Origin of the sequence: Methylobacterium sp. E-045, assembly GCF_022829685.1 — a bacterium.
In the GTDB taxonomy this organism is placed as follows: domain Bacteria; phylum Pseudomonadota; class Alphaproteobacteria; order Rhizobiales; family Beijerinckiaceae; genus Methylobacterium.
This window is the reverse complement of the sequence record NZ_JAKSYE010000125.1, coordinates 216831-243584: the sequence shown is the minus strand read 5'-3', so window position 1 is coordinate 243584 and position 26754 is coordinate 216831. Positions and strand designations below refer to the sequence as shown.

Sequence of the window (26754 nt, the reverse complement as noted above, 5' to 3'; positions counted from 1 at the left end):
TGAGGCGTCGATGATCAGCATGAGGAGGATCGCACGGCGGCCCACGGCGCCGTCACGGATCGTCGCCGCCGTTTGCGCTCTCCTGTCGGCCGATCCCGCACGCGCGGACCCCGTCGAGACGGGGGCCGTGGACGATCGTCCGGCGCAGTCGGCTCCCCTCGAGCCCGATCGTCCCCCGTCGATCCAGACGTCGCTCGGCGCATTCGGGGATCCGGGCGGCCTTCGGAGCCTGCTGGCGGCGCGGGGCATCGACTACAACCTGCTCTACACGAACGAGGTTCTCGGCAACGTGTCCGGCGGGGTGAGGCGCGGCGCGATCCATGCCGGCAAGTTCGAGACCGCCGTCACCGTCGATTTCGACCGTCTCGCCGGGTGGACCGGCTGGAGCGGTTTCGCCAACGTCTTCCAGATTCACGACACCGGCGGCTTGCGCGACCGAAGCTTCCAGCGGCTCATCACGGTCAGCAACATCGAAGCCTATCCCTCGACGCGCCTCTCGGAACTCTGGTTGGAGCGGACCTCGGAGGACCGGCACGTCAGCCTGCGCATCGGGCAGCTCGTGGCGGACGGCGAGTTCTTCGCGTCGGAGACGGGCAAGATCTTCCTGAGCAACGACTGGCCGACGATCACGGGGGCGAACCTTCCGAGCGGCGGCCCCGCCTACCCGATTTCGACCCCCGGCATGAGGCTGCGCTGGACGCCCGACGCGTCCGTGTGCGGGCTGCTGGCGATCTTTAACGGTGATCCCGGCGATCAGGCGAGCGTCAACCGGACCGGACTGAATTTTCGCCTGAACGATGCGCCGCTGCTGATGGGGGAAATCCAGTTTCGCGCGACGCCCGGTTCCGACGGGCTCGGCCGGACTCTGAAGCTCGGCGGGTACCGGCATTTCGGACGCTTCGAGGATGTCCGCTACGACCGGACGGGCCTTCCCCTGGCAAACCCCCGCAGCAGCGGCGTGGCACACCGTCATGCCGGCACGAGCGGCGCGTATGCCGTCATGGACGCCCACCTGTATCGGCCGGCAGGCGGCGACGAGGTCGATGGGATCTCCGCCTACGCCCGTCTCTCCACGAGCCCTTCGGACCGAAACCTCATCGATCTCTGGGCGGATGGGGGGATCGTCGTCACGGGCATGGTGCCCGGCCGGCCGAGAGACGCGTTCGGCCTGAGTTTCATCTACGCGCGGATCGGCGCGAACGCCCGGCGCTTCGACCTGGGCCGGATCTCATTCAGCACGGAATTCCACGTCCCGCGCAGCTACGAGGCCACGATCGAGGCGACGTACCTGTTCGCGGTCGCTCCCGGTTGGACGATCCAGCCGGACATCCAATACATCTTCAATCCTGGCGGCGGTACGAGCGACCCGCTTCGCCCTGGCCAGCGCATCAACGGCGGCGCCGTGTTCGGCCTCCGCTCGACGCTCACCTACTGACGCCGCGATCAGCGCCGACGCACATCACGGACGCGCACCGGTATCGGCTGAGGAGCAGGCGAAGCGCCCTCGACAGCCTGTACGAATCCGCGAGCGGCAGCAGCGACCGCATCGAGGAAGCGTCGTGCGAGGGATGCGGCCAGCGACTCTCTCATCAGAATGTATCCGTGCTCGGGAACAGGTGACGAACGCCACATGGGACACCGGGTTCCACCTCAAGGTCAACCGATATGTGGGGCTCTCCTCCGGACACCGGCAAGAGACCCGTCGATATGACGCATGTCCGTGATGCGTGCCCCGCTATGGACACTCTCGAACGGCCCGAGCCCGCGGAACGGCGGGTGAGAGCGTCTGTGGAAAACGAGTGTTTGGATCGATCCGGTCCCGGCGGGCAGCTGCCGAACGTCAATCGTGTCCGCTTTGTGTCGAAGTCAGGAACCGGCCGGACAACTTGGCGTTATTGATGTCATGAGGTCGCGGCACAGGTCGCGCCAGCTTCAAAAGGATCCGGACCATGCTTGGTTGGGCTGTAACATTCCTCGTCGTCGCTCTCGTCGCCGCTCTGCTTGGCTTTGGTGGTATTGCCGGCACGGCCATGGAAGCCGCAAAGCTCGTCTTCTTCGTCGCGATCGTTCTGTTCGCCATCTCGGCCGTCATCGGCCTGATGCGCGGTCGCTCGCCGACGCTCTAACGGGCAACCATGCCGGCGCAGTCGCGCCATTATGGATAAAGACGGAGAAAGCCGCCGGATAGCCCGGCGGCTTTTCTTCAATCGGCATGATCGAAACGGCACCCATCGTGCCGATGCACACGTCCGGCGCGGGATACCTGGTGTAGTTCAGGCTTCGTCAAGGGATTGTCCGGCGGATTCGTCCATCCGGGCGATGAGGTCGCGGAAGCGGTCCGGAACCGGCTGCTGAACGATGGTGTCGTACATGGCCCGCAGGTGCATTCCGATCCGTCTCTGAGTCAGGTCACTCAGGCGGTGGGATTCGGGACCTTCCGGCTTCGGCTCACGTTTCGGCTCCGATCGCCTCTCCTCGTGGGAGATGCGGCCCGTCTCGTCATCGTCCATTCGGTTATCCCCTTGATGCCACGTGGTGGCATCGCCGCGATTGTTTTGCGGCTTGACATAAGTCATGGCTGCACCTGCAACGCAGCGCCATACAATCGGTTCCGGGCTTAGCGGAACACAGCCCATCGATCCGCGTTGTGGCGGTGGCGACCATAAAGAACGGCAGAGCCAAGGGGATCTAATGTCGACAGCTCAACTCGTCGTGCAACATCTGCCGTACCTGCGCCGCTACGCGCGGGCGCTGACCGGCAGCCAGGTCGCCGGCGATGCCTATGTGGCCGCCACCCTGGAAACGCTTGTGAACGAGCCGGACACGTTGGGACGCAGCACCAACGTCAAGGCCGACCTGTTCCGCGTCTACACGCGAATCTGGAATTCCCTCTCGGTCAACGGACAGAGTGATCACGTTCAGCATGATCTGCCCGCCGAGGTGCGCCTCGGCCAGATCACGCCGCTGCCGCGTCAGGCCTTCCTCCTGTCCTGCCTCGAGGGCTTCTCCGAGGAGGATGCCGCCGTGATCCTCGAGGTCGACGTCAGCCAAGTGCGCGACCTCGTCGACGAAGCGGGTCGGGAACTGGCGGCGGACATGGCGACGGAGATCCTCATCATCGAGGACGAGCCGCTGATCGCCATGGACCTCGAAGCCCTCGTGGAAGGCCTCGGTCATAACGTGATCGGCGTCGCGCGCACGCGGACCGAGGCGATCAAGATCGCGTCGGAGGGATCGCGTCCCGGCCTGATCCTGGCGGACATCCAGCTCGCCGACGGCTCTTCAGGCCTCGACGCCGTCAACGACCTCCTGAAGACCTTCGAGGTTCCGGTGATCTTCATCACCGCCTATCCCGAGCGGTTCCTTACCGGAGAGCGTCCGGAACCCGCCTTCCTCATCGCCAAGCCGTTCCAGCCCGCCAACGTGTCGGCCGTGATCAGCCAAGCGCTGTTCTTTCAACAGAGCGCCCGGCGGCGCGAGAAGACGGCCTGACGCACGGCGCCACATTCCGCAGCAGGTCTTGAGCGAAACGAAGAAAGCCCCGGTCAGCGACCGGGGCTTTTCTGTTGGCAGGTGGCTCGTCGGGGCATGAAAAAACGGGCCGGACAGGGTCCGGCCCGTAAAAAGTTTCCGGCCAATGCACAAGGGAATGCGGGGGAGGACCAGGCGGCCGGGTGACCTGACAACGAGCCGGATGCAACACGGTTCCAAGAAATGCGCCGTCCGTCATTTTACGGATTGCCGTGATTTTTATGCCACGGTCCCGGGCGAGAGAGCCGCCATTCATCGAAAAGTTTATGCAGCAAACACGATCTTGTTTACTGGCCGTAAAGTTTTTAGACCAGTCAAGGAACCGGTGACCGGCTCTTTCCGTTGTCCAGCATCCTGTCAAGCTCCGTTTGGAGATTACGGCAATGCTTCGGTCGGGTCTGGTCCTGAGTGTCGGTGGCCCTGCGCTGCTCCTGACGATGCTCGTACATCCCATCCTGCAGCGCGAGGCGGACCTTCGTTCGCCCCCCGGTGCCGTCACACGGCAGGCGCCCGCGGCCGTCAGCCCCGCCGTCATCGTTGCCCCATCCGGACCGACCACGGTCAAGGGTGCGGCGATCCGGATCTCGACGGCACACACCGAAGAGCGCCGGACTCCTGCAATGTCGTCCGACCAGGATTCCGCGCAGACGGAGAAGCCGGTGCTCAAGCCGCGCCGGACGATGCGGGATGGCTGCGAAGGAGCGATCAGTTCGTTGGCTGGCCCCGAGGCCCGTCGCATGATTCCGGGACGCTGCATCGCCTGACCGCCTCTCGCTCCACCCCGAGCGACACGAAAAACCCTTCGCGAACAAGCGAAGGGTTTTTTCGTGTCGATAGCGATCCTTGAGAAACGGCGTCGTTTGCCGAAGCGTGCCCGAAATAAAAAAGGCGCACACCGGAAAAACCGATGCGCGCCTCGTTTCGCTCTCGATCCGGACCTTAGTCTTCGCCGTGGCGTCCGGGGGTCGTCGACTGGCCGCCTTTGCGCCCCGCCGAGGAAGCGAGTTCTCGATCCTGGGAGAAGGAACGCTTCTCCGCCGGGACGCTTCGTCCACCCTTGCTCGCGATCTCGCGTTGCCGCTCCAGATCCATCGATGCAAAACCTCGCTTCGAGGTAGAATTTCCTGATGCCATCAGCGCCTCCTCAGCATGTGGTTCTCGAACAGAACAACCTTCGCCAATATCGATGGTTCCTCGGCCCACGTTGCCGAAGACAAATGGCCGCCTCCATCTGGCAGGGCACGGACCATCACTGTCGTCACCTGCCTCGGCGCAGGGAGAAATCAGCTCCGCCCTGCGGTCGGGCACTGCCGTGGCGTGGCGCCACCGCACCGCCTCGGCCAGCCTGGTGACGCGAAGGCATGCGCCAGGATGGGGCAGGGCTGGACAATGCGTGAGCAAACCGCATGGATGCGCGGGACGTAAAGGCGCCCGGAGGGCGGCGCCGGTCAGCGCAACGCTCAGAATGGTCCATGCATCATGACCCTCGACACGGAGGTCTCTTCCCTTCGACAGGTACCGTTGTTTCGCGGTGTCGAGCCGTCGCGCCTGAAGCTCCTCGCCTTCACCAGTGAGCGGGTTCATTTCGAGGCCGGCCAGCAGCTCTTCGCCCGAGGCGACGTGGCGGATGCCGCCTACCTTCTTCTGGAAGGCTCGGCGGCCGTCACCATCGAAGGATCGCTCGGCCCGTTCCGTCTGGCCCTCCTCGGGCCGAATGCCCTCGTGGGCGAGATGGGCATCCTGGCCGATCAGCCGCGCTCGGCCACCGTCCAGGCGGACACTCCCGTGACGGCCCTGCGGATCGATCGGACCGTCTTCCTCGAACTCCTGGCTCAGTTCCCGCAGATCAGCATCGCCGTGATGCGAGAACTCGCGCTACGGCTCGAACATACGAACCAGCAACTGGCGGAACGCCGCGCCTGAATCGGGACCGTCATTCCGTCGGGTAGGTGATGAACTCCATCAACGACCCGTCCGGATCGCGAAAATAGACGCTGATTCCCGTGCCGGCCGCCCCGTTGCGTTCCACGGGGCCGAGTTCGATCGGAACGCCCCGCGCTGCGAGATGCGCCATCGCGTCGTCGATGGACCCCGACCAGCGAAAGCACAGATCGCTGCCGCCGGGCATCACCGGCCGTTCGGCCAGGGGCGTCGGCGACAGGCCCGGACCGTGGACGTTCAGCTGAACGCCGCCGAACCGGTAGGCGACCCCTTTCCCACGGGGGATCACCTCGGCCCCGAGCACATCGCGATAGAACGCGGTGGACCGCTCCCAATCCGAGACATGGATCACGCAATGGTCGAGATGAATCGCCGGCCCGACGTCGGCGAGGGGTTCCTCGATCTCCGGAACGGTGAGCGTCTGAGTATCGGCCATCGCCCCTGCGCCTCGGTTTCCGGCGGCTTGGCCGCGTGCCCGCCACCATGCCTCCTGCCGCCGGAGGGAGCAACGCGACTTCGAGAGATCCTCAGCGAAAGGCTCACCTGAAGTGTTCTATGTCATCGCAGGTTACCGTTGGGACGGTCTCGCCGACATCATCGTTGACCTCGACCTGAGAACGGGTCCCGGAACGGCGTTTCCCGTGGCCAGGCGGCCTCCCGCCGGGATGCGGGTGGAGCCGATCGCGCGCGATGGCAGATGGCTCGGGGTGGGCGTGCTGAATGCGCAAGGTCAGCCGAGCCAGACGGGCGGGTTCCGCGAGCACGACCTCTCGTAAATCCGGCAGGATGGCCATGTTCCCTCCAGCTGAGACGTGAAAGACACAACATCAGAGGCCACCGGACGGTAGTCATGAGGGCAATGATCCGCCCGACGACCACTCTCGTGGAGCCCTCGATGCCTCTTCGCCGCGTCTTTCTCAGCCTGCTCGTCATCGCTCCATTGGCCGCGTGCAATTCCCGTGGCCCCGTGACGGTCGCACAGGACGACGAGGCTGCGTGGTATACCGGTTCGATGCCCGACAAGCCCTACGACGTCCCGTTGGTGGATACGTCGCGGCTCGACCCGAAGTACCGTCGCCAGGTCGTGCGCTACACGGGCGCGGAGAAGCCGGGCACCATCGTCGTCGATATCGACAACCGTCAGCTCGCCCTGGTGCAGGAGGACGGCACGGCCCGTCAGTACGGCATCGGCGTCGGCAAGCTCGGCTTTTCCTGGAAAGGCGAGGCCAAGGTCGGCCGCAAGGGCGTGTGGCCGGACTGGAGCCCCACCACCACGATGGTCTCCCTCAACCCCGACCTGCCGCGGACCCGCAAGGGCGGCGTCGACAACCCGCTCGGGGCCCGCGCGCTCTACCTCTACCAGAACAACCGGGACATCCTGTTCCGCATCCACGGCACCAACGAGCCGTGGAGCATCGGCGAGCAGATGTCGTCCGGCTGCGTCCGCATGCTGAACGAAGACATCGTCGACCTGTTCGAGCGCGTTCCCGTCGGCACGCGGGTGCTGGTCAGGCGCAACGGCAAATATCGGGTCTGAGGCGAGTATCGGGTCCGAGCAGGGGGCCGAGGCCGCGGCAACCGCGGGGTACGGCCGCGCCGACGCCCCTCGATCCTCGGGCGAGGTCCGCCGGGAGCGAGACTTGCCCGCATTCCGGTGGAACCGTCCGGGCTCGCGGTCTCGGACCCGTTCTTCGGACGGCGCGTATCGGGCGTGTCGAGGTATGACAAACCCGGGCTCCCGTTACATGCAACGCCCCCGGGACGGCCGTTCATCTTGCGTTGCAGCATGCAATGGTCCAACGCGGCATCTAGGGGTATGATATCCCGACGTGCTGCAAGCGGATCAATGACGATGGCGAAGTGGGTCTACTCGTTCGGCGACGGCAAGGCGGAGGGTCAATCCTCCATGCGCAACCTCCTCGGAGGTAAGGGCGCGAACCTTGCCGAGATGTCCAATCTCGGGCTCCCAGTCCCTCCGGGCTTCACCATCACCACCGAAGTCTGCACCTGGTACTACGACAACGGCCGCCAATACCCGGCCGAGCTGAAGGCCGAGGTCCAGGCCGCCCTCGATGCGGTCGGCGCCCTCACCGGGCGCGGCTTCGGCGATCCCAAGAACCCGCTCCTCGTCTCCGTCCGCTCCGGTGCCCGCGCCTCCATGCCGGGCATGATGGACACAGTGCTGAACCTCGGTCTCAACGACATCACCGTCGAGGCCCTGGCCGAGGGCGCCGGCGATCCGCGCTTCGCCTACGATTCCTACCGCCGCTTCATCACCATGTACTCGAACGTGGTCCTCGACGTGGAGCACCACGCCTTCGAGGAGGCGCTGGAGCACTACAAGGAGACCAAGGGCTTCAACCTCGACACCGAACTCGGTGCCGAGGACTGGAAGCACATGATCGGTCTGTACAAGAAGATCGTCCGCGACGAGCACGGCTCGGACTTTCCGCAGGACGCGGAAGACCAGCTCTGGGGCGCCATCGGCGCGGTGTTCAGCTCCTGGATGATCCCGCGCGCGAAGAAGTACCGCGAACTCAACAACATCCCCGAGAGCTGGGGCACGGCGGTCAACGTCCAGGCCATGGTGTTCGGCAACATGGGCGACACCTCGGCCACCGGCGTCGCCTTCACCCGCAACCCCTCCACCGGCGAGCGGGCGCTCTACGGCGAGTTCCTCATCAACGCCCAGGGCGAAGACGTGGTGGCGGGCATCCGCACGCCGCAGGACATCACCGAGAAGGCGCGGATCGAGGCCAAGTCCGACAAGCCGTCGATGGAGCGGGCGATGCCCGAATCCTACGCCGAGCTGGTGCGGATCTACGGGCTCCTCGAGACCCATTACCGCGACATGCAGGACATGGAGTTCACCATCGAGAGCGGCAAGCTCTGGATGCTCCAGACCCGCAACGGCAAGCGCACCGCCAAGGCGGCCTTGCGCATCGCCGTCGATCTCGCCGCCGAAGGCCTGATCACCGAGGAGGAGGCGATCGGCCGGGTCGAGCCCGCGGCCCTCGACCAGCTGCTCCACCCCACCATCGACCCGAAGGCCGAGCGCAAGATCATCGCCTCCGGACTGCCGGCTTCGCCGGGGGCCGCCACGGGCGAGATCGTGTTCAATTCCGAGGATGCCGAGGCCGCCCGCAAGGCCGAGCGCAAGTGTATTCTCGTGCGGATCGAGACGAGCCCCGAGGACATCCACGGGATGCACGCCTCCGAGGGCATCCTCACCACGCGCGGCGGCATGACCTCGCACGCCGCCGTGGTCGCCCGCGGCATGGGCAAGCCCTGCGTCTCGGGCGTCGGCACGATCCGCGTCGACTACAAGGCCGGCACCCTCACGGTGGCGGGCACGGTGCTGAAGGCCGGCGACAAGATCACCATCGACGGGTCCACCGGCCAGGTGCTCCTCGGCGAAGTGAAGATGCTGGAGCCTTCGCTCTCCGGTGAATTCGCGACCCTGATGGGCTGGGCCGACAAGGTCCGCACCATGAAGGTGCGCACCAATGCGGACACGCCCACCGATGCCCGCGCCGCCCGCAATTTCGGCGCGGAAGGGATCGGCCTGTGCCGCACCGAGCACATGTTCTTCGAAGGGGACCGGATCGTCGCCGTTCGCGAGATGATCCTCGCCGACGACGTCGAGGGCCGTCGCTCGGCCCTGGCGAAGATCCTGCCCTATCAGCGCCAGGACTTCGTCGAGCTGTTCACGATCATGTCCGGCCTGCCGGTGACGATCCGCCTGCTCGACCCCCCGCTGCACGAATTCCTGCCCCACACCGATGCGGAGGTGCAGGATGTCGCCAAGAGCACCGGCGTGTCCGAGGAGAAGCTCCGCCGCCGGATGACCGAGCTGCACGAGTTCAATCCGATGCTCGGCTTCCGCGGCTGCCGCCTTGCCATCGCCTTCCCCGAGATCGCCGAGATGCAGGCCCGCGCCATCTTCGAGGCCGCCGTCCAGGCCGCCAAGGAGACGGACGCCCCCGTCACCGCCGAGATCATGGTTCCGCTCGTCTTCACCCAGATGGAGTTCGACATCGTCAAGGCGCGCATCGACGCCATGGCGAAGGCCGTCACCGAGGAGACGGGCGCGGCGCTGTCCTATCAGGTCGGCACCATGATCGAGTTGCCGCGCGCGGCCCTTCGCGCCGGTGACATCGCCAAGACCGCCGAGTTCTTCTCCTTCGGCACCAACGACCTGACGCAGACCGCCCTCGGCATCTCCCGCGACGATGCCGCGACGTTCCTCGGGGCCTATACCCAGAAGGGCATCCTGTCCGCCGATCCGTTCATCTCGATCGACCAGGAAGGCGTGGGCGAACTCGTCCGCATCGGTGTCGAGCGGGGCAGGGCGGTCCGCCCCGACATCAAGCTCGGCATCTGCGGCGAGCATGGCGGCGATCCGGCCTCGATCCATTTCTGCCAGGAGGTCGGCCTAGATTACGTGTCGTGCTCGCCCTACCGCGTGCCGATCGCGCGCCTCGCCGCGGCTCAGGCCGCCCTGGCCACGCGGGACAAGACCCCCGGCTGAGCGCCGCACCGTCCGGACAGCCAGACGGGACAGGGCGGCCGGTGGCCGCCCTTTTTCTTTGGCCCGTTCCCGGGCGCGATTGTCCACAGACCCTTCGGCACGATGCGCGTCGAAAATGTCGTTGAACAAATCTCTGAAAACCCGGTGAACCGATGTCGTTTCGGCACGTTGACTGCTAGTGCCAGTCCAAAGCGCGACGACGCTCCCGGCTGGGTGGGATGGCATTGAACGCGCGGGAACGCCGACCATGAGCGACTCGAGCCAACCTCCTGTATTTCTCTCCGAAACCCCGCATGCCGTGCCCGTCCCTCGGGTCGTCCAGCAGGCCTATCTCTGGGTCGTCTCGGCGCTCGGCGGTCTTGCGACCATCGCCCTTCTCGTCTTCGCCGTCGCGACGCAGAGCAATGCCGATGCGGATCGCATCGCAGGGGCCAAAGGGGGCTCCAGCATCGATGCTCTCGTGGGCGCCCTGGCGGTGACGCACGGTCGACCCGGAAACCTCTGATCGCCCGGCAAGACGTCAGGACGATGTGCGGTGACCGATCGAGGTCTACCGGAGACGCGATCGCGCGCGTCGTCTTAAGACACTCGCAACCATAACGCCCGATAGTTTGGAACATACCTTCTGGTCGCTCCTGCGCGTGACCAGCGAGGCTAGGTCCCCAACCGGGTTGTTTGGTCGTGAGTACGAAACGCGTTCGCCGCCCCTGCCGACGGCCCTGGTTTCGCGCCTCCATGGTGCCGTGGACCCTCGCCCTCGGATTCGTCGTCTCCTTCACCGCAAGCGCCGGAACCGACCCTTCCGCCGCCGGGCTGACGGGGCAGGGCGGAGCGAGGATCGCCCTGCGGCTCCCGCACGATACGCCGGGACTCCGTCGCCGTGTCGACGCCAGGGCGACGGAGCGGCTCTATCCGAACCATGAGGCGGGTGCCCGCCAGGACGTGACGGTGCCCGTCGTCAGGGTCGGCCTGTCAGGCGCCGAGACCGGCCTTCTGGTCCCCGGCTCCGCGGTCTGGTCGCCCGACCTCGAACCGGCTTCGGGTTTCACGCTCCCGCACGAGATGACCGGCGAGGAAGAGGCCGACGAACCGTCGGACGGCGCCACACCGGCCATCCCGCGCGCCATCGCCCTGTCGTCGACGACACCGGCCCCGGCGGATGCCACCCCGATCGAGGTCGCGGCGGCGAGCCTCATGATTCCCGGATTCTCGCCTCGAAAGGATCTCGGCGCCGGCATCGCCGAGGTCGCCCCCGAGGACGCCCGGCACCGCTATGCCGACCTGATCGTTCCCGATTCCCTCGACCGCGAGCAGCGCTGCCTCGCCGAGGCGGTGTATTTCGAAGCCCGGAGCGAGCCCGAGGACGGCCAGGCGGCCGTCGCCCAGGTCGTGCTCAACCGCGTGAAGAGCGGCCTCTACCCGTCGAATGTCTGCGGCGTCGTCTACCAGAACCGCCACCGCTACATGGGCTGCCAGTTCTCCTTCGCCTGCGAGGGCAAGTCCCTGCGCATCACCGATGGCCCCTCCTGGCAGAGCGCCACCCGCATCGCCAGCGCGGTGATCGAAGGCCGCACCTATCTGAGCGAGGTCGGCGGCGCCACGCATTACCACGCCGATTACGTGAAGCCGGGCTGGTCCAGGCGCTTGAAGAAGATGGACGTGATCGGCCGTCACATCTTCTACCAGCTGAAGCGCGGCCAGACCTGAATCCGGTTTAACGCTCCGTGAATCGACATCGCTCGCTTTACTTAAGCAGAATGAAAATTGCGTAGTCTTAAGCCAGGGTTAATTTTACCCTGATCTGCGATAGAGCTTGCTCCGAGGGCAACTTGACCGCCTCTAATGCGTCGAAGGATGCACGCCGACGTCAGGCGCGCGCCGATCACATCGCATTTCAGTGTCGAGGATTCGAGCATGACCGCGCCGGTCGCCCATTTCACGCTTTCTACCTTCGCCGTTGCCGGCGTCCTGCTCGGTGCGGCGATGTTCGCGCCATCGGCTCAGGCCGGGGGATGCGGGGGAGCCGAATGCTACCGGCATGTCACGACCCCTCCCGTCTACGACACCGTGTCCGAGCGCGTTCTTGTCCGCCCCGCCCGCACCGTCTACCGCTCGATTCCCGCGGTCTACGAGACCGTCGCCGAACAGGTCCAGGTCTCGCCCGGCGGCCGCGTCTGGCAGACCCGGCGTGACGCCTACGGCGAGCTGATCGGCTGCTGGGTCGAGATCCCGCCGCGCTTTGCCGTGCGCCACCGCCGGATCCTGGCCCAGCCCGGCCAGACCATCCCCGAGACGATCCCCGCTGAATACGCCAGCGTTCAGCGCTCCGTCCTGGTCTCGCGCGGCCGGTCCGGCTGGGTGCCGGCGCATGGCGGTCCGGGTTATGGCGGGCTCGGTTATGGCGGCCCCGGTTATGGGATCTCCCCCCGCGCCCCGCTCATCGGCTCGATCCCCGACGCGTTCGGCATCACCGGCGCCAGTTCGGCCGATGTCGGAGTTGGGCTCGGCTTCTCCACCGGCAGCATCTACGACGGCTATTGATCGACCGAGGGGCGATGCCTCCCCGGCCCCGGACGCATCCGCGTTCGGGGCCGGCTTGATTCATGCCCGCCCTGCCACAGGTCATCACCGTGGCGTGAGGAGACCGACGGACATGGCGACCTTCAAGGCATGGGTGATCGAGAAGGGCGAAGCGGGCCAGACTCTCCGCTTCACCGATTTCGACGAGGTGAACCTGATGGAGGGAGACGTCACCGTCCGGGTCACGCACTCGACCCTCAACTACAAGGACGGACTGGCGATGACCGGTCGCTCGCCCGTGGTGCGCCGCTTCCCCATGATCCCCGGCATCGATTTCTCCGGCATCGTCGAGAGCTCGGAGCATCCGGACTACAAGCCCGGCGATGCAGTGGTGCTCACGGGCTGGGGCGTGGGTGAGAGCCATCTCGGCGCCTATGCCGAGCGCGCGCGGGTGAAGGGCGATTGGCTCGTGCCGCTGCCGGACGGACTGAAACCCGAAGAGGCGATGGCGGTCGGCACCGCCGGTTACACCGCCATGCTCTGTCTCATGGCCCTCGACGCCCATGGACTCACACCCTCCGATGGACCCGCCATCGTCACCGGCGCCTCGGGCGGCGTCGGGTCGGTGGCGGTGGCGCTTCTGGCAAAGGCCGGTTGGCACGTCATCGCCGTCACCGGTCGCGCCGGCGAAGCGGAATACCTCACTTCCCTCGGCGCCTCCGAGATCCTGGACCGGGCCGAACTCGCCAATCCCGGCAAACCCTTGGCAAAGGAGCGCTGGGCCGCCGGGATCGATGCGGTGGGCTCGACGACCCTCGCCAATCTCCTGGCCGCCACCAAGGCCGACGGGGCCATCGCGGCCTGCGGCCTCGCCGGCGGCATGGACCTGCCGACATCGGTGGCGCCTTTCATCCTGCGCGGCGTCACCCTGTTCGGCATCAACAGCGTCACCACGCCCCTGCCCAAACGCAAAGACGCCTGGGCGAGGATCGCGAGGGATCTCGACCGTGACCTCCTCGCCAGAATGACGAGCACCGTACCTCTCGCCCAGGTCGGGGCGCTCGCCGAAGACATTCTCGCCGGGCGGACCCGGGGCCGCACCGTCGTCACCATCGGCTGAGGGCAAGCGGAACCGTTTCGGCCCCGGAGCATTGCCGTTTCCATGAGCAGTGCATTCGTCAAAGAGCGTGAGGGCGGCGAAGCCTTCGAGGATCTTCCCGATCGTCCAATCTCGCCCCACCCCAATTTCGTCACCCCCCAGGGCCTGGCCCAGATGGAGGCGGAGGTGGCGCGGCTGCAATCGGAGTTCTCCGCGCTGACGCCGGGCGCCAAGGCCGACGAGGCCCGCGTGACCCGCGACCTCGCCTACTGGACCGCCCGGCTCGGCTCCGCCGAACTGGTGGAGCCCATGAGCGGCGACACCGTGCATTTCGGCTCCACCGTCTCGATCGTCAAAGAGGACGACACCAAGCAGACCTTCCGCATCGTCGGCGAGGACGAGGCCGATCCGGCGAAGGGATCGATCTCCTACGTGTCGCCCATGGCCAAGGCGCTCACCGGCAAGAGCATCGGCGACAGCGTCGAGGTGAACGGGCACGAGGTGGAGATCGAGTCGATCGCCTGATCGGCGCGCAGGTCAGTCTCGGGGCGAGTCCCTTCGCACGGTCTACGCCAAGCCGATACTTCGCCCGGCACGGGTCCGCGTTGCACCCCTCGTCGATGGAGTGAGCACGATGGCGAAAGTTCTGGTTCTCTACTACTCGTCCTGGGGACATGTGGAGCAGATGGCGCACGCTGTCGCGGAAGGTGCCCGCGAGGCCGGCGCCGAGGTCAGCGTGAAGCGCGTGCCCGAACTCGTTCCCGACGATGTCGCCAAGCAGTTCCACTACAAGCTCGACCAGCCGGCGCCCATCGCCACCGTGGACGAACTGGCCGATTACGACGCGATCATCTTCGGCACGCCCACGCGCTACGGCAACATGGCCGCCCAGATGAAGCAGTTCATCGACCAGACCGGCGGTCTCTGGGCCCAGGGCAAGCTGATCGGCAAGGTCGGTTCGGTCTTCACTTCCACCGCCTCCCAGCATGGCGGACAGGAGACGACGCTCACCAGCTTCCACACCGTGCTCTTCCATCACGGCATGGTCGTCGTCGGTCTGCCCTACTCCTTCGCCGGGCAGAACGGTCTCGAGCAGGTGAAGGGCGGCACGCCCTATGGCGCGTCCACGATCGCCGATGGCGACGGAAGCCGCCAGCCGGCCAGCATCGAACTCGATGGCGCCCGATATCAGGGCAAGCACGTCGCCGGCATCGTCGCCAAGCTCGTCCGCTGAACGCGATTCACGACGGAGGGGCTCTCACGCATCACGCGGAGCCTCGTCACCGGCGGACGACCTGCGCCCCAAAAAGGATCTGCGCCCAAGAAAAAAGGCTCGGATGAAATCCGAGCCTTGAAGGGGAGAAGGTCATTTGGGGGCTGAACCGACCTTCGTGAATCAAAAACGTGCTCGTGGCGGGTGAGTTCCGCGACATCGGAAAAAAATTTTAGCGGGGTGCCGCGGCCCGGCGCAGGCGATCGTTGATCGCGTCGCCGAGCCCGATCTGGGGAACCGGAGCGACGGCGATGGTGCCGGTCCCCGCCTCATCCAGGCGGCGCAGGGCCGAGAACAGGGCAGCGGCCGCTTCCCGCAGGTCGCCGGTTGCGCTCAGGTTCAGGCGCGCCGTCGCCGTCTCCGTTCCGGGCGGGTCCACGGGGCCGAAGAGGAGAACCGCTTCGTGCGGTTCCACCCGCGACGCGTCGAGGCGCACGGCGGCCCGCGGTGCGTAATGGGAGGCGAGGAGGCCGGGACCGATCGGCGTCTCGCCGGTCTCCTGAGCGCCGTCGAGGGCAAGTCCCAGAACCACCTCGACTGCCTCCCGCGTCACGCCGCCGGGACGCAGCAGGCGCGCGCCACCGTCGAGACAGGCGATGACCGTCGATTCCAGGCCGACCGACGTACTTCCTCCGTCGAGGATCGCGGCGATGCGGCCGTCGAGATCGGCGAGGACGTGCTCCGCCCGCGTCGGACTCACACGGCCCGAACGATTGGCGGAGGGCGCCGCCACCGGCCGCCCGACTTTTCGCAGCAGGGACAGGGCGACGGGATGGGTCGGGACGCGCAGGGCCACGCTGGGCAAACCGGCGCGCGCCAAGTCGCTGACGGTTCCCCCCGATGCCACCGGGACGACGAGCGTCAGCGGACCGGGCCAGAACGCCTCCGCGAGACGCAGAGCGATCCCGTCGAACACGCCTTCGCGACGGGCAGCGTCGAGACCGGGCACATGGGCGATCAGCGGGTTGAAGCTCGGCCGCTCCTTGGCGGCATAGATCCGCGCGACGGCGGCCGCGTCGGAGGCATCGGCGCCGAGGCCGTAGACCGTCTCGGTGGGGAAGGCGACGAGCCCGCCGTTCCGCAGGACTTGCGCGGATCGCTCGATGCCGGCCTCGTCCGTGTCCAGCCTCAGCGTCCCGCCGGGGATTGACCCGAGATCGTTCATATCTAAACTATCCCATGCCTGAGGGGCGTCGCGCTCGGTGCCGCATCCGCGATGGGGACTGCCTATCCCCGCGAACCCGTCTTGCCTATGCCTGGGGGCACATGGCGCGACAGGCCGTATCGCCGGGTCGGTTCGCGCGTCAAACTCAGGGTAAGCGTCGCTCGAGACGACGCGGGAGGAGCATCCATGACCTATCGCACGCCGGTTGCCGACATCAGCTTCGCCTTGCGCCACGTGGCGGGGCTCGACGCCGCCATCGCCTCGGGAGCCCATGGCGACCTGACGATGGAGGATGCCGACGCGATCCTGCAGGAGGCGGGCCGGGTGGCGGATGCGGTGATCGCGCCGCTCAACCCGGTGGGGGACCGCCAGGGCGCCCGTCTCGCCGACGGCGAAGTCACCACGTCGCCGGGCTGGCGCGAGGCCTATCGCACCTGGATCGAGGGCGGCTGGAACGGTCTCAGCGCCGAGGCCGATCACGGCGGCCAGGGCCTGCCCCTCCTGCTGAACGCCGCCTGCAGCGAGATGTGGAATGCCGGCAGCATCAGCTTCGCCCTGTGCCCGCTCCTCACCGCCGGCGGGATCGAAGCCCTGGCCAAGCACGGTTCCGACGATCTCAAGGAGCGCTACCTCGAAAAACTCGTCTCCGGCGAGTGGACCGCCACGATGAACCTCACCGAGCCGCAGGCGGGTTCGGATCTGTCGCTGCTGCGCAGCCGGGCGGAGCCCGCGGGCGACGGGACCTACCGGATCGTCGGCTCGAAGATCTACATAACCTACGGTGAGCACGACCTGACCGACAACATCGTCCACCTCGTCCTCGCCCGGCTGAAGGATGCGCCGGCCGGCACGCCGGGCATCTCCCTGTTCCTGGTGCCCAAGATCCTACCCGACGGCAGCCGCAACGACCTGCGCTGCTCCGGCCTGGAGCACAAGCTCGGCATCCACGGCTCGCCCACCTGCTCCATGGCCTTCGGCGACCGGGGCGGCGCCACGGGCTGGCTCATCGGTGAGGAGAACCGGGGCCTCGCCTGCATGTTCACGATGATGAACTCCGCCCGGCTCAATGTCGGGCTGCAGGGCGTCGGCGTCGCCGAGCGCTCCTACCAGCAGGCCCTGGCCTATGCCCACGACCGGCGCCAGGGAAAGGCGGCCGGCTCGTCGGATCCCGTCAGCCCCATCGTCGCGCATGCGGACGTGCAGCGCATGCTGCTGACGATGAAGGCCTATACGGCGGCGGCGCGCGGCATCTGCTACCTCACGGCGGAAGCCCTCGATGCGGCGAGCGGGGCCGAGTGCCAGGCCGGGCTCGACCGGGCGTCGCTGCTGACCCCCGTGGCCAAGGCTTTCTCCACCGACATCGCCAACGAGGTGACGTCGCTGGGCGTCCAGGTCCATGGCGGCATGGGCTTCGTGGAGGAGACGGGCGCCGCCCAGCATATGCGCGACGCGCGCATCCTCGCCATCTACGAGGGCACCAACGGCATCCAGGCCATCGACCTCGTGGCGCGCAAGATCTCCCTGAACGGCGGGGCGACGGTGCGGGCGCAGCTCGCGGCGATGCGCCGGGTCGCGGAGGCCGTGCAGAAGGACGCGACGCCGGCCTTTGGCCATCTTGGGCCGCGCCTGCGTGCCGGGATCGAAAGCCTCGACCGGGCGACGAGCTTCCTCCTCAAGGCGCTGGCCTCGAACCGGCCGGAGGAGGCGCAGGCCGGAGCGACGCCGTATCTTCGCCTGTTCGGCCTCGCGCAGGGGGCGGCCTGCCTCGCCCGCGCGGCGCTGGCGTCGAACGCCGCCCTGAGGGCCGGCGAGACCGATCCCGCCCACGGCGCCCGCATCGCGCTGGCGCGGTTCTTCGCCGAGAACCTCCTCACGGCGGCGGGCGGGCTGGAACAGAGCGTCGTCGACGGCGGCGGTTTCACCCAGGACGGTATGCTGGCTTTGGCGGGGTGAGACCGGAAGACCCTCCCCCCAACGGACCTCGGGCCTGCCCGAGTCCGCACTCGAGTACTCAAGTCGTGCAAGCCCGACTTGAGGTGGGAGGGGGCCTGCGGAGCAGGCGGAAGAGGGGACGACCTCTCCGGACGGCGCGCTCCCCTCTCCCGACCCGCTTTCGCGGGCCACCCCCTCCCGCAGGGGGGAGAGGGACGAGCCGCCGGACGGGAGAACCAGCGCGGAAAGCGAGGACAGACATGAGCGAACACGTCGCGATCCAGGACACGCCGGAGGGTGTCCGCCTCATCCGCGTCGACCGGCCGGAGAAGAAGAACGCGCTCACCGGCACCATGTACGATGCCATGCGCGAAGCGCTCGCGCAGGCGGACGCCTCCGACGCCATCCGGGCGATCGTCTTCGCCGGGGCGGCGGGCGCGTTCAGTGCCGGCAACGACATTGCCGATTTCGTCGCCGGTGCGCGAAAACCCTTCACCGAGGCGCCGGCCCTGCTCTTCATCCGCCAGCTCGCCCGGACAACGACGCCGATGGTGGCGGCGGTGGATGGGATCGCGGTGGGAATCGGCACGACGCTGACCCTGCATTGCGACCTCGTCTATGCAAGCCCGGCCACGCGGTTCCGGATGCCGTTCGTGGAACTCGGCCTCGTGCCGGAAGCGGCCTCGTCCTACCTGCTGCCGCGCCGCGTCGGCCTCCTGAAGGCCACCGAGTTCCTGCTGCTGTCGCAGCCGTTCGACGCCGACGAAGCCCTGCGTCTCGGCCTCGTCAACGCCCTCGCGCCGAGCGACCTCCTGCTCGATCACGCCTTGGCCCAGGCGGCACGCCTCGCCGCCCTGCCGCCCGGCGCGGTCGCCGCGACCCGCAGGCTCATCCGCGGGAATCAGGCCGAGGTCGAGGCCGCGCTCGAAGCGGAGGCCGTGGCCTTCGAGGCGCGGTTGCGGTCGCCCGAGGCGCAGAAGGCGTTCGCGCGCTTTCTCGGCAAGACCAAGACCTCATGAGCGGGGGCGCCTCCGTTCCGGATCTGAGCGGGACGATCTGCCTCGTCGCCGGCGCCTCGCGCGGGGTCGGACGGGGCATCGCTCGTGGGCTGGGGGAGGCCGGAGCCACCGTCGTCGTCACCGCCCGGTCGAGCGAGACGGGGCCGCGCACCGAGGGCAGGTCCGAGACCATCGAGGACACCGCCCGCGAGGTCGATGCCGCCGGGGGCGAGGGCCATCATTACCTCTGCGACCACACGAGCGAGCGGGCGGTGGACGGGCTCGTTCACTGGATGCTGCGTCGCTTCGGCCGGATCGACGTGGCGGTCTCCAGCGTCTGGGGCGGCAACGAAGGGTTCGACGGCGAATGCTACGGCGACGGGGTCGAATGGGGCACGCCGTTCTGGCGACGCTCCGCCGAATCCTTCTCGCGGTTCTTCGAGACCGGCCCCTATCCGGCGCTGCTCCTCGCCAGAGCCGTCGCGCCGGCGATGGTCTCGGCCAAACGCGGCCTCATCGCCTTCGTCTCGTTCGACACCGAGACCGGCTACCTCGGCGACGTCTTCTACGATCTCGCCAAGGCCAACACCAACCGGCTCGCCTTCGCCTGCGCCCAGGAGCTCGCCCCCCACGGCGTCACCGCCCTCGGCCTCTCGCCCGGTTTCGTCCTGACGGAGCGGGCGCGCGACAACGGCCATGCCGACCGGGCGACGGAGAGCCCGCTCTATGCGGGACGGGCGCTGGCGGCGCTCGCCGCCGACCCCGATGTCCCCGCCCGGGCCGGGCGCATCCTGCACGCGGGCGATCTCGCCGCCGAATACGGCTTCACCGACGCGGACGGCACGACGCCGCCGCGTTTTCATCTCGGATCGTGAGGACATGGGCATGACGGATTCGACGTCCCTGAAGGGGAAGACCCTCTTCATCACCGGCGCCTCGCGCGGCATCGGCCTCGCCATCGGCCTGCGCGCCGCCCGCGACGGAGCCAACGTCGCCATCGCCGCCAAGACCGACACGCCGCATCCCAAGCTCGACGGCACGATCCACACGGCGGCCGCCGCCATCGAGGCGGCGGGCGGGCGCGCCCTGCCGCTCCTCGTGGACGTGCGCGACGAGGACAGCGTCGCCTCGGCCATCGCGCGGACGGCGGAGACCTTCGGCGGCATCGACATCGTGGTGAACAACGCGAGCGCGATCTCGCTCACCCGTACGCCGCAGACGGAGATGAAACGCTTCGACCTGATGCACCAGATCAATACACGCGGAACCTACATGGTCTCGAAATACGCGATCCCCCATCTGGAGAAGGCGGAGAACCCGCATATCCTGATGCTGTCGCCGCCCCTCGACATGGCGGAGAAGTGGTTCGCGCCGCATCTCGCCTACACCATGGCCAAATTCGGCATGTCCCTCTGCGTGCTCGGCCTTGCCGGCGAGCTGCGTCGCCACGGCATCGCGGTGAACGCCCTGTGGCCGCGCACCACCATCGCCACGGCGGCCGTCCGCAACCTCCTCGGCGGCGAGGCGCTGATCCAGGCGAGCCGGACGCCGGAGATCATCGCCGATGCGGCCCACGCCCTGTTCCTGAAACCGTCCCGCGACATCACCGGCCGCTTCCTCATCGACGACAGCTTCCTCGCCGAGCAAGGTGTCACGGACTTCACACAATACCGCGTCACACCCGGCATACCCCTTGCGCCGGACTTCTTCGTGCCGGATGCGAACACACCGCCTTCCGGGGCCCTCGCCTGAGACGTAAAGCGTGATCTTCATCCATCAGCCGATCGCCGGCCCCGGGCACGTCCTGCTCGACCGCCGTCCCCTCGAACTGCAGGACCCCATTCCCGACGAGACCGTCTGGCTCGACATGATCCGCCCGACGCGGGAGGAGGATCTCAAGGTCGAGGCCTTCATGGGCATCTCGGTGCCGACCCGCGAGGAGATGAAGGACATCGAGCCCTCCGAACTTCTCTACGTGGAGGACGGGGCGCGCTACATGACCGGCCGGGTGCTGAGCAAGGTCAGCGACGCGGACGAACCGGGGCTGGCCGGCATCACCTTCATCCTGCGCGGCAACCGCCTCGTGACGGTGCGCTACGAGGAGCCACAGGCCTTCCGCATGTACACCCAGCGGGCGGGGCGCTCCACCGGCAACGGCCCTTCGGCCGCGCCCTCGGGCGAGACGATCCTGGCCGGGCTGATCGAGACCGTGATCGACCGGGCGGCGGACGTGCTCCAGCTCCAGGGAGAGCGGATCGACCGGCTCTCGGGCAAGATCTTCGAGGAGAAGGCGGACCCGTCGGCCCGCAACACCGCCCTGCAGGACACCCTCCGGGCGCTCGGGCGTCTGGGCGACCTGATCTCGAAACAGCGCGAGAGCCTCGTCTCGATGGAGCGCATCCTGCTCTCCCTGTCCGCGACCTACCGCACCACCAAGGCGCCGCGGGAATTGCGCGAGGACGTGCGCTCGACCCTGCGCGATCTGCAGTCGCTGGAGGAGCACGCGACCTTCCTGTCGTCGAAGATCCAGTTCCTCCTTGACGCGACGCTGGGCCTCGTGAACCTCGAGCAGAACAACATCATCAAGCTGTTCTCGGTCATGGCGGTGGTGTTCATGCCGCCGACGCTGATCGCCTCCATCTACGGCATGAACTTCAAGGCGATGCCCGAGCTCGACTGGACCTTCGGCTATCCCATGGCGGTGGTGATGATGGTCGTCGCCGCCGTGCTGCCGTATGTCTTCTTCCGCTGGAAGAAGTGGCTGTAGGGCAGGATGGGTCTCGCGCGCTCCCGGACCTTCGATACCGTTCCTCCAGATCGCGGCGCCGCCGACGGCAGGCGAGGCTAGGACCATGTGCGGCCGCTTCCTCATCCGGCAGGATCCGAACGTCTTCCGGTCGTTCTACGGCTATCCCGAACAGCCGAATTTCCCGGCCCGCTACAACGTGGCGCCGACGCAGCCGGTGCCGATCGTGCTGGCGGAGCGCGGGGAGCGCCACTTCCGGCTCATGCGCTGGGGCTTCCTGCCGGGCTGGCTGAAGGATCCGAAGGGCTTTCCGCTCATCATCAACGCGCGCGTCGAGACGGTGCAGGAGAAGGCGACGTTCAGGGGTGCCATCCGCCACCGTCGCTGCGTCCTCCTCGCGGACGGGTTCTACGAATGGCGCCGGGAGGGAACCGGCAAGGCCATGACGCGCACGCCCTACCTGATCCGCCGGGCGGACGGCGCGCCCATGGCCCTGGCGGGGGTGTGGGAGAACTGGCTCGGGGCCGACGGGTCCGAGATCGACACCGCCGCCATCGTCACCACGGGCGCCAACGGCACCATGGCGGCGATCCACGACCGAATGCCGGCGATCCTGTCCGCGGAGGCCATCGAGCCCTGGCTCGACCATCTCGGCACGGAGCCGCGCGATGCGGTCGCCCTGTGCCGGCCGTGCCCCGACGAGTGGCTGACCCTCGACGTGGTCAGTGCCCGGGTCAACGACGCGCGCAACGAAGGCGCCGACCTCGCCGTCCCGGTTGGCCGGGCCAGACCGGAGACGGTCTCGGACATTCCGCCGGAGGAGCGACCCCTATCCAGCGACGAAGACGCTCAAGGGACGCTGTTCTGATCGCCGCGTGTGGGCGCTCAGCTCTGGGGTCGGGAGGAGGCGCGCTCGTCGGCTCCGCGACGAAAATCGTTGTAGACGTCGAGGAGGGCCCAGCCGGCGGTCAGCAGGGAGAACCCGGCGACGGCCGTGACGATGGCTGCGGAAACCAGCAGCTTGGCGGTGAAGACGTCCACGACGAAGGATCCTGAATGGGGAGAGACTCGGCTTGTCCCCAACATGGCGATGGCGAGCCGTGCCGGCCATGGGATGGCGAGCGCGGCTGCCATGACCTCGCGGAGCCCTGCCGCGTGCCGCAGCGCACTGCGCCCCGGAGACGAGGTGCTCTCCGCGACCGTCGGAGCCGGCCCCTACCTCAGCGACGGCCGGCGCTTGGCCACGTCCTTCCGGAACACGCCCACCATTTCGAGATGGCTCGAATATTTGAACTGGTCGACGGGGACGACCCGTTCGAGGCGATAGCCGCCCTCGATCAGCGTCGCCGCGTCGCGGGCGAACGAGCCGATGTCGCAGGCGACGCCGATGACCAGGGGCACTTTCGATTCCGCGATGCGCTTGGCCTGGGCCTGGGCTCCGGCGCGCGGCGGATCGAACACCACGGCGTCGAAGGTCTCGAGTTCGATGGGCAGGAGGGGCCGGCGGAAGAGGTCGCGGGTCTCGCTCGTGATCCGGTGCAGGCCGCGCGTGGCACGAAACGCCCGGTCGAGGCTGGCGATCGCCGCCGCCTCGCCCTCCACCGCATGGACATCCCGCGTGCGGGCCATGGCGAGGGTGAACGGGCCGGCGCCGGAGAACAAGTCGACGACACGCTTCACGCGCTTGTCGAGGGCGGAGACGACGAGCTCGGCGAGCATTGCCTCGCCCGCTTCCGTCGCCTGCAGGAAGCCCCCCGGCGGCGGCACGAGGCGGGCCCCGCCGGTGGTGATCGCGGGCGCGCGGCGCTCCACCACGATGTCGCCGTGCAGGGACAGGCGCGCGAGGTCGAGGTCGCCCGCCAGGCGCACCAGCGTGGCGCGCAGGCCCTCGCTCACCGGGCCGTGCCCGCGCAGGTCCACGTCGAGACCGGCTTCGGTGGCGGTGAAGGCGACGTCGAGGGGCTTTCGGCCATGTCCGAGGGGCGCACTCAGCGCCCGCGCGACGGCCGGTGCCCGGTGGAGCGGCTCGACGGTGATCGGGCAATGGTCGATGGCCACGAGGGCGTGGCTGCGCGCCTCCATCAACCCGGCGACGCCCTTGCCGTCGATCTCGCGCACATGGAGCGTCAGCCTGCGGCGGCCCGATCCGTGGGCATCGCGGGCGGGCTCGCACGGCACGTCGATGCCGGCCTGGGCCAGGCCCTGCGCCAGGTTGCCCCGCTTCCAGGCGGCGTAGGGCTCAGGTGCGAGATGCTGGACCGCGCAGCCGCCGCAGGTTCCGAAATAACCGCAGAACGGGTCGATCCTGTCCGGGGAGGGGGTCTCCACCGCGACGAGGGAGACCCGCGTGCCGTCGTTGCGGATCGAGACGCGCTCGCCGGGCAGGGCGTAGGGGACGATGGTGCCGTCCGTCGCCATGCCGTCGCCGCGCTGCCCGAGGCGCGCGATCTCGACGGTGCGAGGGGTCGATTGGTCGGTCATGGTCGTGTCCGTCATGGGCGCACCGTCGAGCGTGCCCCGATGAGGAACTCGCGATTGCCGTCGCCACCGGCGACAGGGGAGGGGATGAGGCCGAGGACCGACAGGCCGAGATCGGCGACGAGGCCCGTCACCTCGCCGCAGACCGCCTGGTGGACGGCCTCGTCGCGGACGATGCCGCCGCGCCCGACCCGGTCGCGCCCCGCCTCGAATTGAGGCTTGATCAGTGCCGCCAGGGCCGCACCGGGGGCCATGAGCGGCACGATTGCGGGCAGGACAAGGCGAAGGGCGATGAAGCTGACGTCGATCGCCACGAGGGACGGCGGGCGGGGGATCGCCGCCGCGTCGAGGCCGCGCACGTCCCGGCCCTCGAGGCTGGTCACGCGGGGATCGCCGCGCAGGGAGGCATGCAGCTGGTCGCGGCCGACATCGACCGCGTAGACATGCCCGGCACCGGCTTTCAGCAGGACGTCGGTGAAGCCGCCGGTGGACGCGCCGACATCGAGGCAGACGAGCCCGGCCGGATCGAAGCCGAACGCATCCAGCGCGGCCTGCAGCTTCAGCCCGCCGCGCGAGACGAAGGGATGGGGCGCGCTCGCCACGATCCGCGCCTTCGGGTCGAGCCTGTCCGAGGCGCGGGTCACGGGGCGGTCGTCGGCGGTGACGAGGCCCGCCTCGATCGCCGCCTGGGCCCTCGCCCGGCTTTCGAAATGGCCGCCCTCGACCAGGAGCCGATCGGCCCTCACCCGGTCCACCGTCATCGTACCCTTAACATCCCGTGCCTATGGTCCCGTGCGCGGGATCGAGGCCCGACCGGCCGGGCCATCCCGTCCCAGCTACGGGAATTCTCGGGTTTGTCCATCCGGGCAACGACATGGCGTGCTTGCACGCCCGTGAAAGCCCATGGATGATCCACACCCGGTCCTCGGGCGTTGGCGCCCGTCACACCGGATCAAGGAACAGGACGATCGATGGGTACCCCGAGGGAAGTCGAGCTGAAGCTGGATTGCGGCGCCGCGGACCTGGCGGAGCTGGCACGCCACCCGCTGCTCGCCGTCGAGGAGCCGACGGAGGCCGAGTTCCTGTCCGCCACCTACTACGACACCGCCGACCGGGCGCTTCACCGCAAGGGGATGACCCTGCGGGTTCGCCGGCATGGGGAGCGCCACGTCCAGACGGTGAAGGCCGCCTCCTCGGCGGCCGGCCTGTTCGACCGTTCGGAATGGGAATGGGCGGTGGACGGCCCGACCCCGGACCTGTCGCTCCTCGAGGACACGCCGGTTCCGGACGTGCTCGGCAGCGCGTCCTCGCCCGACCTCGCCGCCGTCGTCACCACCATCATCGAGCGCACCACCCGCGCCGTCGGCCATGGACGCTCCCGCATTTCGGCGACCCTCGACCAGGGGCGGGTGGAGACGCCCGTCGGCGACGCGCCGATCTGGGAGCTCGAACTCGAACTGGTCGAGGGCGATCCGGCGGACCTGTTCCTGCTGGCGCAGAGCCTCGCGGAGACCGTGCCCCTGCGTCTCGGCGTGCTGTCGAAGAGCGAGCGCGGCTTCAGGATCCTCAACGACACCCTGCGGCGGCCGAGCAAGGCCGGAGCGGTCAAGCTCGATGTCGACGCCTCGGCGGCCACGGCCTTCCGCGCCGTCGCCGTCGCCTGCCTCACCCAGCTGCGGCTCAACGAGGATGTCTTCCTGAAGACGCGCGACCCGGAAGGGCTGCACCAGATCCGCGTCGCCCTGCGGCGGCTGCGCTCGGCTTTCACCCTGTTCAAGCCGATTCTCGCCGCCGATCCCGCCGCCACGCATCTTCGCCAGGAGATCAAACGCGTCACCGAGCCGTTCGGACACGCCCGCAACCTCGACGTCTTCCTCAGCGAGACCCTGGCCGACGAGATGGCGCGGAGACCCGACGAGGCGGGGCTCGACGACCTGCGACTCCGCCTCGAAGCGGAGCGGGACCGCGCCTACGGGACCGTGTTCTCGATCCTGGACTCGCAAGCCTGGCGCAGCCTGATCCTCGACGTATCCGCCTGGATCGAGACCGGGCCGTGGCGCGGCGACGCGGAGCGGGAGGGCGTCTCCGCCCGCGATCATGCGGAAGCGATGCTCGACAAGGCCCGCCGGCGCATCCGCAAGCGCGGCCGCCATCTCCAGCGCCTCGACGCGGAGGCCCGGCACGAGGTCCGCATCGAAGCCAAGAAGCTGCGCTACGGCGCGGAGTTCTTCGCCTCGCTCTACGGGGAGAAGAAAGCGCAGAAGCGCCACAAGGCCTTCGTCTCGGCCCTCTCCGACCTGCAGGACCATCTCGGCGCGCTCAACGACCTCGCCACCGCCCATTCCGTCCTCGCGAGCCTCGCCAGCGGGACGGGCGAGGCCGCCGAGGGCGACGGACGGGCGCTCTTCGCCGCCGGCCTCACCGCCGCCGACGGCGAAGCCCGCACCAACGACCTGCTCAAGGCGGCGGGGCAGGCGCACGAGGCCCTTCTCGACGTGAAGCCGTTCTGGAGATAAATTTACGATTATCTCCATAGAACA

Annotated in this window: 28 protein-coding genes; 21 read left to right on the top strand and 7 right to left on the bottom strand. The window is 68.0% G+C overall.

Going from position 1 to position 26754, the window contains the following annotated elements:
- Positions 1-19: 19 nt before the first annotated feature.
- Positions 20-1435 (top strand): carbohydrate porin, encoded by a 1416-nt coding sequence (locus MKK51_RS24455; RefSeq protein ID WP_243981896.1) that lies wholly within the window; start codon positions 20-22, stop codon positions 1433-1435.
- 514 nt (positions 1436-1949) lie between these two features.
- Complete coding sequence (locus MKK51_RS24450; RefSeq protein WP_003599466.1) at positions 1950-2126, top strand: DUF1328 domain-containing protein; 177 nt, start codon at positions 1950-1952, stop codon at positions 2124-2126.
- A 147-nt stretch (positions 2127-2273) separates the two neighbouring features.
- On the opposite strand, the gene MKK51_RS24445 is transcribed toward MKK51_RS24450, so the two are convergent.
- Positions 2274-2510, bottom strand: coding sequence for a NepR family anti-sigma factor (locus MKK51_RS24445; protein WP_243981894.1), 237 nt, complete (start codon positions 2508-2510; stop codon positions 2274-2276).
- 181 nt (positions 2511-2691) lie between these two features.
- On the opposite strand from MKK51_RS24445, the gene MKK51_RS24440 reads away from it, so the two are divergent.
- Positions 2692-3492: a response regulator gene (locus MKK51_RS24440; protein ID WP_227436173.1), complete on the top strand. Its 801-nt coding sequence runs from the start codon at positions 2692-2694 to the stop codon at positions 3490-3492.
- A 422-nt stretch (positions 3493-3914) separates the two neighbouring features.
- On the top strand, positions 3915-4295 hold the full coding sequence (locus MKK51_RS24435) for a hypothetical protein (protein WP_243981892.1): 381 nt from the start codon (positions 3915-3917) through the stop codon (positions 4293-4295).
- Positions 4296-4470: 175 nt separating this feature from the next.
- Here MKK51_RS24435 and MKK51_RS24430 read toward each other — a convergent pair whose 3' ends face one another.
- Positions 4471-4665: a general stress protein gene (locus MKK51_RS24430; RefSeq protein ID WP_027172650.1), complete on the bottom strand. Its 195-nt coding sequence runs from the start codon at positions 4663-4665 to the stop codon at positions 4471-4473.
- A gap of 345 nt (positions 4666-5010) precedes the next feature.
- Here MKK51_RS24430 and MKK51_RS24425 point away from each other — a divergent pair, with 345 nt between their 5' ends.
- Positions 5011-5454: a cyclic nucleotide-binding domain-containing protein gene (locus MKK51_RS24425; protein WP_243981884.1), complete on the top strand. Its 444-nt coding sequence runs from the start codon at positions 5011-5013 to the stop codon at positions 5452-5454.
- 10 nt (positions 5455-5464) lie between these two features.
- Here MKK51_RS24425 and MKK51_RS24420 read toward each other — a convergent pair whose 3' ends face one another.
- A complete protein-coding gene (locus tag MKK51_RS24420; protein WP_243981883.1) occupies positions 5465-5908 on the bottom strand; it encodes a VOC family protein in 444 nt (147 codons plus the stop codon).
- A 112-nt stretch (positions 5909-6020) separates the two neighbouring features.
- Between MKK51_RS24420 and MKK51_RS24415 the strand changes: the two genes are divergently transcribed.
- From MKK51_RS24415 to wrbA, 9 genes are all read left to right on the top strand, one after another.
- Positions 6021-6248 carry a hypothetical protein gene (locus MKK51_RS24415; RefSeq protein ID WP_243981881.1) on the top strand — a complete coding sequence of 76 codons (228 nt, stop codon included), beginning with the start codon at positions 6021-6023 and terminating at the stop codon, positions 6246-6248.
- Positions 6249-6367: 119 nt separating this feature from the next.
- Positions 6368-7009, top strand: a complete 642-nt coding sequence (locus tag MKK51_RS24410) for a L,D-transpeptidase (protein ID WP_409565763.1) — start codon at positions 6368-6370, stop codon at positions 7007-7009.
- Between the two features lie 315 nt (positions 7010-7324).
- Positions 7325-10003: a pyruvate, phosphate dikinase gene (gene ppdK / locus MKK51_RS24405; RefSeq protein ID WP_243981877.1), complete on the top strand. Its 2679-nt coding sequence runs from the start codon at positions 7325-7327 to the stop codon at positions 10001-10003.
- Between the two features lie 247 nt (positions 10004-10250).
- Complete coding sequence (locus tag MKK51_RS24400) at positions 10251-10508, top strand: hypothetical protein (RefSeq protein WP_243981876.1); 258 nt, start codon at positions 10251-10253, stop codon at positions 10506-10508.
- Between the two features lie 176 nt (positions 10509-10684).
- The gene (locus MKK51_RS24395; RefSeq protein ID WP_409565762.1) at positions 10685-11710 is read left to right on the top strand and encodes a cell wall hydrolase; all 1026 of its coding nucleotides are present in this window, start codon (positions 10685-10687) and stop codon (positions 11708-11710) included.
- A gap of 207 nt (positions 11711-11917) precedes the next feature.
- On the top strand, positions 11918-12544 hold the full coding sequence (locus MKK51_RS24390) for a hypothetical protein (protein WP_243981875.1): 627 nt from the start codon (positions 11918-11920) through the stop codon (positions 12542-12544).
- A gap of 112 nt (positions 12545-12656) precedes the next feature.
- Positions 12657-13643, top strand: a complete 987-nt coding sequence (locus tag MKK51_RS24385) for an MDR family oxidoreductase (protein WP_243981874.1) — start codon at positions 12657-12659, stop codon at positions 13641-13643.
- Between the two features lie 42 nt (positions 13644-13685).
- Positions 13686-14147 carry a transcription elongation factor GreA gene (gene greA, locus MKK51_RS24380; RefSeq protein ID WP_243981872.1) on the top strand — a complete coding sequence of 154 codons (462 nt, stop codon included), beginning with the start codon at positions 13686-13688 and terminating at the stop codon, positions 14145-14147.
- A gap of 109 nt (positions 14148-14256) precedes the next feature.
- Positions 14257-14856 (top strand): NAD(P)H:quinone oxidoreductase, encoded by a 600-nt coding sequence (gene wrbA, locus MKK51_RS24375; protein ID WP_243981869.1) that lies wholly within the window; start codon positions 14257-14259, stop codon positions 14854-14856.
- Positions 14857-15067: 211 nt separating this feature from the next.
- Here the strand turns inward: wrbA and MKK51_RS24370 are convergent, their stop codons facing one another.
- Positions 15068-16060 (bottom strand): L-threonylcarbamoyladenylate synthase, encoded by a 993-nt coding sequence (locus MKK51_RS24370; RefSeq protein WP_243981868.1) that lies wholly within the window; start codon positions 16058-16060, stop codon positions 15068-15070.
- Between the two features lie 186 nt (positions 16061-16246).
- Here MKK51_RS24370 and MKK51_RS24365 point away from each other — a divergent pair, with 186 nt between their 5' ends.
- From MKK51_RS24365 to MKK51_RS24340, 6 genes are all read left to right on the top strand, one after another.
- Positions 16247-18013 carry an acyl-CoA dehydrogenase gene (locus tag MKK51_RS24365; protein ID WP_243981866.1) on the top strand — a complete coding sequence of 589 codons (1767 nt, stop codon included), beginning with the start codon at positions 16247-16249 and terminating at the stop codon, positions 18011-18013.
- A gap of 239 nt (positions 18014-18252) precedes the next feature.
- Positions 18253-19011, top strand: a complete 759-nt coding sequence (locus tag MKK51_RS24360) for an enoyl-CoA hydratase-related protein (RefSeq protein ID WP_243981858.1) — start codon at positions 18253-18255, stop codon at positions 19009-19011.
- Positions 19008-19865 carry an SDR family NAD(P)-dependent oxidoreductase gene (locus MKK51_RS24355; RefSeq protein WP_243981855.1) on the top strand — a complete coding sequence of 286 codons (858 nt, stop codon included), beginning with the start codon at positions 19008-19010 and terminating at the stop codon, positions 19863-19865. The genes MKK51_RS24360 and MKK51_RS24355 overlap by 4 nt, the downstream gene beginning before the upstream one ends.
- A gap of 10 nt (positions 19866-19875) precedes the next feature.
- On the top strand, positions 19876-20742 hold the full coding sequence (locus tag MKK51_RS24350; protein ID WP_243981853.1) for an SDR family oxidoreductase: 867 nt from the start codon (positions 19876-19878) through the stop codon (positions 20740-20742).
- A 10-nt stretch (positions 20743-20752) separates the two neighbouring features.
- Positions 20753-21757 carry a magnesium transporter CorA family protein gene (locus tag MKK51_RS24345; protein WP_243981851.1) on the top strand — a complete coding sequence of 335 codons (1005 nt, stop codon included), beginning with the start codon at positions 20753-20755 and terminating at the stop codon, positions 21755-21757.
- 85 nt (positions 21758-21842) lie between these two features.
- The gene (locus MKK51_RS24340) at positions 21843-22604 is read left to right on the top strand and encodes an SOS response-associated peptidase (protein WP_243981841.1); all 762 of its coding nucleotides are present in this window, start codon (positions 21843-21845) and stop codon (positions 22602-22604) included.
- A gap of 17 nt (positions 22605-22621) precedes the next feature.
- On the opposite strand, the gene MKK51_RS24335 is transcribed toward MKK51_RS24340, so the two are convergent.
- The 3 genes from MKK51_RS24335 to MKK51_RS24325 all read right to left on the bottom strand — a co-directional run bounded on the left by MKK51_RS24335 (position 22622) and on the right by MKK51_RS24325 (position 24975).
- Positions 22622-22777 (bottom strand): hypothetical protein, encoded by a 156-nt coding sequence (locus MKK51_RS24335; RefSeq protein WP_243981840.1) that lies wholly within the window; start codon positions 22775-22777, stop codon positions 22622-22624.
- A gap of 174 nt (positions 22778-22951) precedes the next feature.
- Positions 22952-24217: a class I SAM-dependent RNA methyltransferase gene (locus tag MKK51_RS24330; protein WP_243981838.1), complete on the bottom strand. Its 1266-nt coding sequence runs from the start codon at positions 24215-24217 to the stop codon at positions 22952-22954.
- 11 nt (positions 24218-24228) lie between these two features.
- A complete protein-coding gene (locus MKK51_RS24325) occupies positions 24229-24975 on the bottom strand; it encodes a TlyA family RNA methyltransferase (protein WP_243981836.1) in 747 nt (248 codons plus the stop codon).
- 210 nt (positions 24976-25185) lie between these two features.
- On the opposite strand from MKK51_RS24325, the gene MKK51_RS24320 reads away from it, so the two are divergent.
- Positions 25186-26730 carry a CYTH and CHAD domain-containing protein gene (locus MKK51_RS24320; protein ID WP_243981834.1) on the top strand — a complete coding sequence of 515 codons (1545 nt, stop codon included), beginning with the start codon at positions 25186-25188 and terminating at the stop codon, positions 26728-26730.
- Positions 26731-26754 lie beyond the last annotated feature (24 nt).